The sequence below is a fragment of the Fusibacter sp. genome (genome assembly GCF_057447755.1).
The window spans coordinates 1-9153 of the sequence record NZ_JBVBZF010000140.1 but is presented as its reverse complement, the minus strand read 5'-3'; the positions used below and the strand labels follow the sequence as shown (position 1 = coordinate 9153).

The 9153-nt window shown below is 37.0% G+C and carries 9 protein-coding genes and 1 riboswitch; of the genes, 1 reads left to right on the top strand and 8 read right to left on the bottom strand.

Translation table 11 applies throughout. From position 1 onward, the window contains the following. Positions 1 to 338: 338 nt before the first annotated feature. Entirely contained in the window at positions 339 to 1520 is a 1182-nt protein-coding gene (gene metK, locus AC220I_RS14030; protein WP_486724477.1) for a methionine adenosyltransferase, read from the bottom strand. A gap of 109 nt (positions 1521 to 1629) precedes the next feature. Next, a riboswitch (SAM riboswitch) is annotated at positions 1630 to 1732 on the bottom strand. Between the two features lie 256 nt (positions 1733 to 1988). Between metK and AC220I_RS14025 the strand changes: the two genes are divergently transcribed. Beyond that, the gene (locus AC220I_RS14025; protein WP_486724476.1) at positions 1989 to 2186 is read left to right on the top strand and encodes a hypothetical protein; all 198 of its coding nucleotides are present in this window, start codon (positions 1989 to 1991) and stop codon (positions 2184 to 2186) included. 82 nt (positions 2187 to 2268) lie between these two features. Here the strand turns inward: AC220I_RS14025 and AC220I_RS14020 are convergent, their stop codons facing one another. From AC220I_RS14020 to AC220I_RS13990, 7 genes are all read right to left on the bottom strand, one after another. Next, entirely contained in the window at positions 2269 to 3195 is a 927-nt protein-coding gene (locus AC220I_RS14020) for an AEC family transporter (RefSeq protein ID WP_486724475.1), read from the bottom strand. 1 nt (position 3196) lies between these two features. Continuing rightward, entirely contained in the window at positions 3197 to 4330 is a 1134-nt protein-coding gene (locus AC220I_RS14015; protein ID WP_486724474.1) for a hypothetical protein, read from the bottom strand. Beyond that, a complete protein-coding gene (locus AC220I_RS14010) occupies positions 4330 to 6000 on the bottom strand; it encodes a phospho-sugar mutase (protein WP_486724473.1) in 1671 nt (556 codons plus the stop codon). Before AC220I_RS14010 ends, AC220I_RS14015 begins: the two co-directional genes overlap by 1 nt. Positions 6001 to 6083: 83 nt before the next feature. Then, positions 6084 to 7343 carry a patatin-like phospholipase family protein gene (locus AC220I_RS14005; protein WP_486724472.1) on the bottom strand — a complete coding sequence of 420 codons (1260 nt, stop codon included), beginning with the start codon at positions 7341 to 7343 and terminating at the stop codon, positions 6084 to 6086. A 122-nt stretch (positions 7344 to 7465) separates the two neighbouring features. Next, a complete protein-coding gene (locus AC220I_RS14000; protein WP_486724471.1) occupies positions 7466 to 7873 on the bottom strand; it encodes a rod-binding protein in 408 nt (135 codons plus the stop codon). A 29-nt stretch (positions 7874 to 7902) separates the two neighbouring features. Further along, the gene (gene flgG / locus AC220I_RS13995; protein WP_486724470.1) at positions 7903 to 8697 is read right to left on the bottom strand and encodes a flagellar basal-body rod protein FlgG; all 795 of its coding nucleotides are present in this window, start codon (positions 8695 to 8697) and stop codon (positions 7903 to 7905) included. 15 nt (positions 8698 to 8712) lie between these two features. Next, positions 8713 to 9153 (bottom strand): flagellar basal body rod C-terminal domain-containing protein (locus tag AC220I_RS13990; protein WP_486724469.1); only part of this gene is annotated, 441 nt, incomplete at its 5' end.

Genomic DNA, 9153 nt, shown 5'->3' with positions numbered 1-9153 from the left:
CAATCCGCAGGCAAAGCCGAGGACGCTTGCTCGGAATTACACCAATTTCACTTATCTTTTATAATCCTATCATAATTTTCCCCAGCATAACGTAAAAAGCCCCCCACCTGTTATATGGGCTGATGAACAATCCGCAGGCAAAGCCGAGGACGCTTGTTCAAAACCATATTTTTTTCAATTATCTTCTAAAATATACGATCATAATTTCCCCCAGCACAATGCACAAAGCCCCCCACCCAATGTATGTGCCGGATGAACAATCCGCAGGCAAAGCCGAGGACGCTTGTTCAGAAGGCATATATATTGGGTGGGGGGCTCCACCATCATTTTGTTATAAATTATGCACCAAAGGCATCTTTTCTAATCGCATCAGCACGATCTGTTTTTTCCCATGGTAAATCAATATCAGTTCTACCAAAGTGACCGTATGCAGCTGTTTGCTTGTAAATTGGTCTTCTTAAGTCTAATTCTCTGATAATTGCGCCTGGTCTTAAGTCAAAATGCTTTTTAACAAGTTCAGTAATCGCTTCATCAGAAATTTTACCAGTACCAAATGTCTCTACCATAATTGAAACAGGATGTGCAACACCGATAGCATATGCAAGCTCAAGCTCACATTTATCAGCAACACCTGCAGCTACAAGGTTTTTAGCAACATATCTAGCAGCATAAGCAGCAGATCTATCTACTTTTGTAGGGTCTTTTCCAGAGAATGCACCACCACCATGTCTAGAGTAGCCACCGTATGTGTCTACGATGATTTTTCTACCTGTTAAACCAGCATCCCCTTGAGGACCACCGATTACGAATCTACCAGTTGGGTTCACTAAAATTCTAGTGTCTACTAAAAGTTCAGCAGGAACAACTGGATTGATAACATGTTTGATCAAGTCTGCTTCGATTTCTTCTCTTGTCACTTCAGGACCATGTTGAGTTGAAATTAAAACCGTATGAACTCTTACAGGCTTATCATTTTCATCATACTCAATTGTAACTTGAGTCTTGCCATCTGGTCTTAAATATTCTAAAGTACCATCTTTTCTAACATCCGTTAATCTCTTTGCAAGTCTATGTGCAAGCGAGATTGGAAGTGGCATTAATTCAGGTGTTTCGTTACATGCAAAACCAAACATGATCCCTTGGTCCCCTGCACCTACTTCATCTTCCATATTGCCTTCTTTACTTTCGAGCGCTTTATCAACACCCATAGCGATATCATCTGATTGTTTATCGATTGCTACTAGAACGCCACAAGTTTCGCCGTCGAAACCAAATTTAGCTCTTGTATAGCCGATACCCTTAATTGTTTCTCTTACAACACTTTGAATGTCTACATAACACTCAGTTGTGATTTCTCCAGCAATCAAAACCAGACCTGTTGTCACAGATGTTTCACAAGCAACCCTTGCGTTAGGATCTTGCTCAAAAATTGCATCCAAAATTGAGTCAGAAATTTGGTCACAGATCTTATCTGGATGACCCTCAGTTACAGATTCAGAAGTAAATAATCTTCTTGCCATTCTACGACACCTCCATAAAAAATATAGTTTTGATAATCCTTTTATATCTCATTTGATGAATTATAGGCGTAAAAAAACCTCTTCACAAGAAGAGGCGAGTATTCTCACAACCTCATCTTCCAGATACCCATCATATCTGTAGGATTTAGCACCGTGTAAAACCGGTTGCTGGACTTCATAGGGCCTATTCCCTCCATCGCTCTTGATAAGGATTACTATTAAATTTACTAGACAATAATAGCACAACCTTAAACTTGACGCAACACTTATTTTATTAAAATAATTTAATTTTCATGAAATACATACCCGAAAGGACTTTTCAAAATCATATAATTTTGATAAAATACATGAGTCCACGACTAATTGCCGATATTTTTCGGGACATAAGCACTATTTTTATGCATTTTATCTAAGAAAATTAGATTATATACCGATAAATGACATAGAGAATCACATCAGGAGGCACAAATGAACTACAGAGAACGGCTATATCAAGAAATTGAATCTAGGAAATTACAACTTAAGATACTCGAAAAAAAAGGCGATGCACTCACATGCTCGCGTATTTCTAAAGAGATTGAGCTTCTGATGGCCGAGTTTAAACGTTACACTGATTTTGAAACTCAAAAGACCACACAAGTTTATAACCTAGACCACAATAATTAAAAAGAGCCTTATAATATGACTTCTAGAATGTTTAAACCCATCCGAAGGCGTCATGCTATAAGGCTCTTTATATTTTCTCATTCTATGCTTGCAGTATGATCATAAAAAGAGGAATCGTTACGACTGATAATAATGTGCTGATAAAAATCAACTTTGATGCCAAAACAGAATCATTGTCATAGAGTTCCGCAAAAACAGCCGTATTGGCAGCGGCCGGCATAGCTGTTATCAAAACTGGGATGCCCAGTACATATCCTGTCATGCCAATCTTCCACAAAAAACCACCAACAAGTGTTGGCAGAAGGAGCAACCTAACCAAAATGACCACATAGTCTTTAATTTCATTGAATAAGTCTTTGAATTCCAACTCTGCAAGTAAGAAACCAATGAACATCATTGATAATGGTGTGGTTGTACCGCCAATCATATCTAGAGTTTTAAAGAGGGTCTCTGGTAATTCAAATGACGTTAAAAACATAAAAAAGCCTATAAAAACAGCCACAAGACCAGGATTAAAAATATTCTTAAGTCTATCTTTTACATTCATAACCACATCTTTTTTAGACCGTCTCATCAGATGAATCCCATAAGTCCAAATCAATAAATTAAAGGATAAATTGTAGATTGCCGCATAAAAAACGCCAATTTTTCCAAAGACGATTGCAACAACTGGATATCCCATATAACCCACATTTGAAAAAGTGATGACATACTCATATATATCTACTTTTGGTGGTTTGAGCTTCAATATTTTGACCATTAACTTGCTCACAAAAATTGCAAAAGCATAAACACAAAATGAGATAACAAGTAAATTCATGCTTTCAAGCAATGCTTCATATGAAAACTCATAATTCATAGAAACAATTATAAATGCTGGTAATGTGATATTCATGATCAGTCTGCCAATTTCACGATTGATCTTATCTGTGACAACACCCAGCTTTTTTGCGATGACACCTGTAATTATTAATAAAAACAATACCATAACTTGTGACATCACTGCCATTCTATCCCCTCCAGTTTTCTAGAAAATCGAATATATTGTCATAGGCACTGTTCATAAACGAATAAAGAACAGGATGGTCTGTCTTTACCTCGCATATGAACTGCATGCTATCCTCATAGACTTGATTTTCTGTAAAAGCTTGGTCCACTGCTTGTAGGGATGCCTTATTCAAAGAACCCACGATCAGTTGTCCATCTGTTGTAAAAAAGTAGAGTGCAAAAAGATCACCGTTTAAATAATAGGGATTTTCCTTCACATGATCATTATGGGGATTAAACTCACTATATAGTCTACCATTATAATAATCGTATCGCATCATTTCAGGATTTTGATCATGAAATCTTCTTTCAAAAAAAGCATCTTCTATGGTTAAAATCATCATATATTCGGGCTTATTCAAATTGAAAGAGGCTTCTATACTTGAAATCTCAAGACTTTCCTTAACCTCTGCGCGTATGACTTTCATCTCAGCTTTTGATACTTCTATTTCAATCACAACTATTTTGTAATGTGCCTCAAAGTCAATAAGTGCTTCACATTTATAAAGTCTACTGGAAGCCTTCTCCTTAAATAAGGTCGTGGTATTTTTCAAAAGACTATAGGGTTCATCGACAAGTTCAAAGGTTTCATCGACGTTTCCATTTTGCCACAGTAACATGGTCGCGGGATAATCACAACCTACATTTCTCATGACAAAATAGTTTAAGAGCTCAATATCCGTTTCTATTTGAGGACAGAGCTTCCCATATAAATCGAGTTCTTGGTCTAAAGTAATACCAGCATATAGGGATTCAAAATCATCGTAAAAATATTCAAAATCCACAAGAATTTCCACTGAATTTGGATCCACGATAAATGCGGACTTTATCAAAAATACAAACTCATCATAGGAAACATCAACAAAACTGCCCCCTAAACCACCAGTGACGCCCAAGATAGTATTTTGAATTTCCTTTTGATCACCCTCTAAAAAATGATAAAAGCCGTCAATACCATATGACTCATAGTCAAGGTGAAATACCTGTGTGATCAGTTTATTTTCAAGGTCTCTCCATTCACACACAAGACCAACAACACCCATTAACCTGGTGTTGGTGGCCTTAGCATTTAAAAATGTTAAATTTGATTTATTCATTAATCCAATACCTTTTCAATAATAAGCGCCTTGTAATACTCAAGCTTTTGTTTGGCCTTTTCTTGAGTCTCAGCTTGAATTGAGAAGTAGACTTTTAATTTAGGTTCAGTGCCTGATGGTCTTAAAACAAACCAAGAATGGTCATCCAAATAATATTTTAAAACATCTGATTTTGGCAGGCCTGTATCATCATTTTGAAAATCAATGCTACTTTTAAATTCAATTAGACTTTTAGCATTTTCTCTGAATTTTGCCATGATTGACATCATAACAGAGTGTCCTTCCTTACCTTCAAATTTCTTTGAAATCGTCTCTTCTATAAAATAGCCATGGGTCTCGTATATTTCTTCTAGCTTTTCTAGTAAAGACATACCATTTTGTTTGAAATACTCTGCCATTTCGATGGCGATAAGGGTTCCCATAACGGCATCTTTATCTCTTACATGGGGATCAAACAAGTAACCATAGCTTTCTTCATAACCCATGACAAAATGAGGCTCATCTCTTTCAATTTGCTCACCGATAAACTTAAAGCCTGTTAGGGTCTGAATCAATTTAACACCATAATGTTTGGCTTGTCTCTTGGCTAAATCTGATGAAACAATGGTATTGACCACAAAATGATTTTCAGTTAGGTCGGATCTAGAAGCCAAGATGTATTCCATGAAAAGGGCACCGATTTGGTTGCCATTTAAAACTCTATAAACATTCTGGTCTTTAATCAAGAGTCCTATACGATCACAATCTGGATCCGTTGCAATGACAAGATCTGCATTATGCTTTTCAGCATACTCAATCGCAACTTCAAAAGCCTCATATTCCTCAGGATTTGGCTTTTGGCAAGTAGGGAATTCACCATCCGGCATCATCTGACTTGTCACTTCGATTAAATTGGAAAAGGCCATTTCTTTCAATACGCGCTTAATAGTAGCACCACCAGTTCCATGAAGTGGCGTATACACTGCTTTGAGTGTTGAATTCTTAAGAAGTTCTGGTCTAAGCGAAACCTTTTTAACCATTTCTATATATGGCAAGTCCACATCTTCATTTATAATTTTAAACAGATTGTTGGCAAGCGCGCTTTTCTTGTCCAATATTTTCACCTGCTCAAAATCAATTACCTGATTAACATGGTCAATCAGTGCTTCTGCTAAGTGCGGCACCAACTGACAACCAGTTTCATCATAAACCTTATAGCCATTGTATTCTGGAGGGTTGTGGCTTGCGGTCACCATGATACCCCCAATACATTTGAGCTCTCTCACAGCGAATGAAAGCTCAGGTGTTGTTCTAACCTCGTCGAATAAATAAGCCTTAATGCCGTTACCTGCCATGACCATTGCCGATTCAAGGGCAAATTCATACGACTTTCTTCTCGAGTCATAGGCAATCACCACTGAGCGCTCAAATTGTCCCTTGAGGTGCTTTTCATCTCTCTCGAGCAAGAAGTTTGCAAATCCTTGAGTCGCTTTTCGAATCACATATTCATTTATTCTATTTGTGCCAGCACCTATAATACCTCTCATGCCAGCTGTACCAAACTCTAAATCTCTGTAAAATCGGTCATCAATTTCTTCAGGACGATTTTCAATCGCCTTTAACTCATTTCTAAAATCAGCATCAAAATAGGTATTATAAAGCCACTGTTCGTATCTTTCTTTAACGGTCATCTCCATCTCTCCTAACGTATTAGATCTTCTTCGTTATATCTTATTATAACTCATTTTATAAATCAAGGTAGTGCTTCATGTTTCTATAATGCGATTTCACCGTCCACTAAAAATCCAGTTTCAAAGAGCATAAAAAACAAGTGTTTAAGGGTTTCATCTTTTAACTTTTGAGGGAAGAGTACATTTGTTTTAACCGACAGTATGCCAATTAACTTTTGAGTCAAATCGCCACGGCCTGATGATAAATCAATTTTATCCTCCCTGTATCGTCTATGGACAAGGCCCACAAGTTGTTCAAAGGACAATATTCTGAAACGGTCAATTCCTAGTTCTTTCGCCAAAAATTCATAAAGCGACAAGGCGATTTCGCCATAGGTTGCCGTGTCTTCAACACCTAGTAGTTCCTTGATTAATGGAATAACATCTTCAAAAAGTAGACGCTTAGGGGGTTTGGTTATTCCTAGTAGTTTTCCCACTTCAATCAAGGTTCTATCCGAAAGGGAGATCAACTCATTAAACACCAAATCTTCATCGATTTCGCCTTTGATATAATACATTTTACCTTTTAAATTCTTAAAAACCCGGTAAGTGTCATAATAGCCCATCTTAATATTATATGCAGCCTTTTCAACACTTATTTCCAGTGTTTTTCCCAAATCCTCAGATGGTTTAATGGTTGTTATGTTTACATTCTTTTTATTCTTAATCTTTCTTTGACGACCAAGTCCCATAACTCTAATTGCAATAATATCTTCATATCCTCTTTCGATCAACATATTGATGGGGAGATTATCAAAAATACCCCCATCTACTAACAACTTGTCGTCAATTTTTTCGATCTTAAAAGCCGGAAAGTTCGCCGATGCCATAATGTAGTCATGCAACTTTCCTTCTGGAATATCTTCTATAAAAATCTCTATGGGTTTCATATCTGTTAACGATAAAGTCACAAGGCCGTACTCAATTTCTGATGCTCTTAGTTTCTTTTCATCTACAATCTCTTTCAATTTCTTCTTAAAGGGCGTCACATCAAGCCCACCCTGCTTTAGGGTGTCCATCAAAAATTTGCCTACTTGATTGACATCGAAATCTGAACCAAACTCAAACTTCATGACTTTTTCAAGGAGCTTCTCATCGCCTTTTATAACGTCTTCCAAAGAAGTATCTAGCCATAATGTCTCTAACTTTTTAATCTCGTCCATGGCAATCAAAGCGCCATTGACCGACCCTATAGATGCACCTACAACAGCATCGTATTCAATCCCTAACTCCTTTAATGCTTTAATTGCACCGACATGAAATGCGCCTTTTGCGCCGCCACCTTCAAGTACTATTCCTGTCATTAAACTCACCTCTATTTAATATCATTCTCTCCTATTTATACCACTAAAATAAGAGCTTAATCCTAACTTATAGACCCTTTAAAGTTCTATAAATTACAATCAACCTCTTAAATATTAATACTCTATCCTTTAAGATCAAGGCTTATCTTGTCATCTTCGTCAGTTTCTGCTGGAGCTTCTGCTTGATCATACCTATTCATGAAATTCTTCACCATCATATCTGCCAAGCCAATACCGCCTGCTTCGGTAATTTTCTTTGACATTTCTTCATCAAGCATGCCTTCAAAAGTCTCTCTTGCGTTACTCTTTTCAGTAAGACCACCTTCTTGTACAGTCTTTCTCATTTCTTTAAAGAGCATGTTAACAAATATTGACTCAAACTGTTTACATACTTCTTTAATTTCTGATTCATCTTTAGACTTGGCAGCAGCCTCTAGTTTTTTCTTAAAATCATCAGTGTTCACGGTCTCACTTTGAGTTTGAGTTTGCGTCTGATAGGTATTACCAAGTCCTATATTATCAACTTTCATGTGCTTGTCCTTTCTCTAAAGTTTAAAACTTATCGTTTTAAAGCATTTGCAATTTCAAGCATTCTATCTGCTGTTTGAATTGATTTTGAATTCATTTCATATGCTCTTTCAGCAGTGATCAAGTTAATCATTTCATCAACAACTTGAACATTACTGTTCTCAATAAACCCTTGCCATACTTCTGTTTTATCGCCATCCTCTAAGCCTTCAATCGGAGCGCCAGATGCACTGGTCTCTTTATAAAGGTTTTTACCGACACTCTCAAGACCAGGTGCGTTCACAAATTTAGCCAATGTAAAAGTGCCAAGATCTTCATAATCCTCTTCACCATTACGTTTAACCTGAATATTTCCTTGTCCATCCACTGCAATCTCAGATATATTCTCCCCAAGTACAATGTCACCATCTGTCCCCTGAACAAAATAGCCCTCTGAAGTCACGAGTTTAGCGCCGTCAGTTGTAGTCGCTATTTTAAAGGTCCCATCCTTGGTAAACCTTTCATTGCCATTTTGATCAATCACCTTAAAAAAGTGGTCCCCGTTAATTGCAAAGTCAAGATCGCCTTCAGTTTGTTGTAAGTTACCAGTACCAAAGTTTCTTAAGGTAGCTGAAGTCATAACCCCATGACCAATCTCTATTGGAACAGGACGCCCTTCACCATCTAAACGATCTGTTTGAGTCATTCTTTCATACATGATATCTTTAAACTCAATTCTCTGACCCTTAAAACCAACTGTGTTGACATTGGCTAAGTTGTTAGAGATTGTATCTATTTTAAGTTGTAGGTTTTTCATTCCTGATGCTGCAGACCACATAGCTTTCATTTAAAACACCCTCCTCTATCTCGTTCCTGCGATATCATTGACCGCCCTGCCAATCATATCATCTATCGTTGTCACCACTTTTTGACTAGATTCATAATTACGATTCATTTCAATCAATCGGATCATTTCAGAAATTGAATCTGTGTTTGATTGTTCAAGAAAACCCTGAACTACTTCTCCAGCGAACTCTTTACGTTCACCAGTCATTTCATTTTCAGGTTTTTCTCTAAAATAAGAACCCCCTACTTTTTCAAGATCTGCTACATTTGAATAGTCCGTTATGACGATTTTATCTGTAATTTCACCATCTTGAATAATTTCACCGAATTCATTGACTGCAAAATTTTCACTGGTAATGGTTATTGGGCCATTTAAACCTTGAACACGACTTCCGTCAAATGACACAAGTTCGCCAATACCATTTATGGTAAAGGAACCATCTCTTGTTAAGAGTGT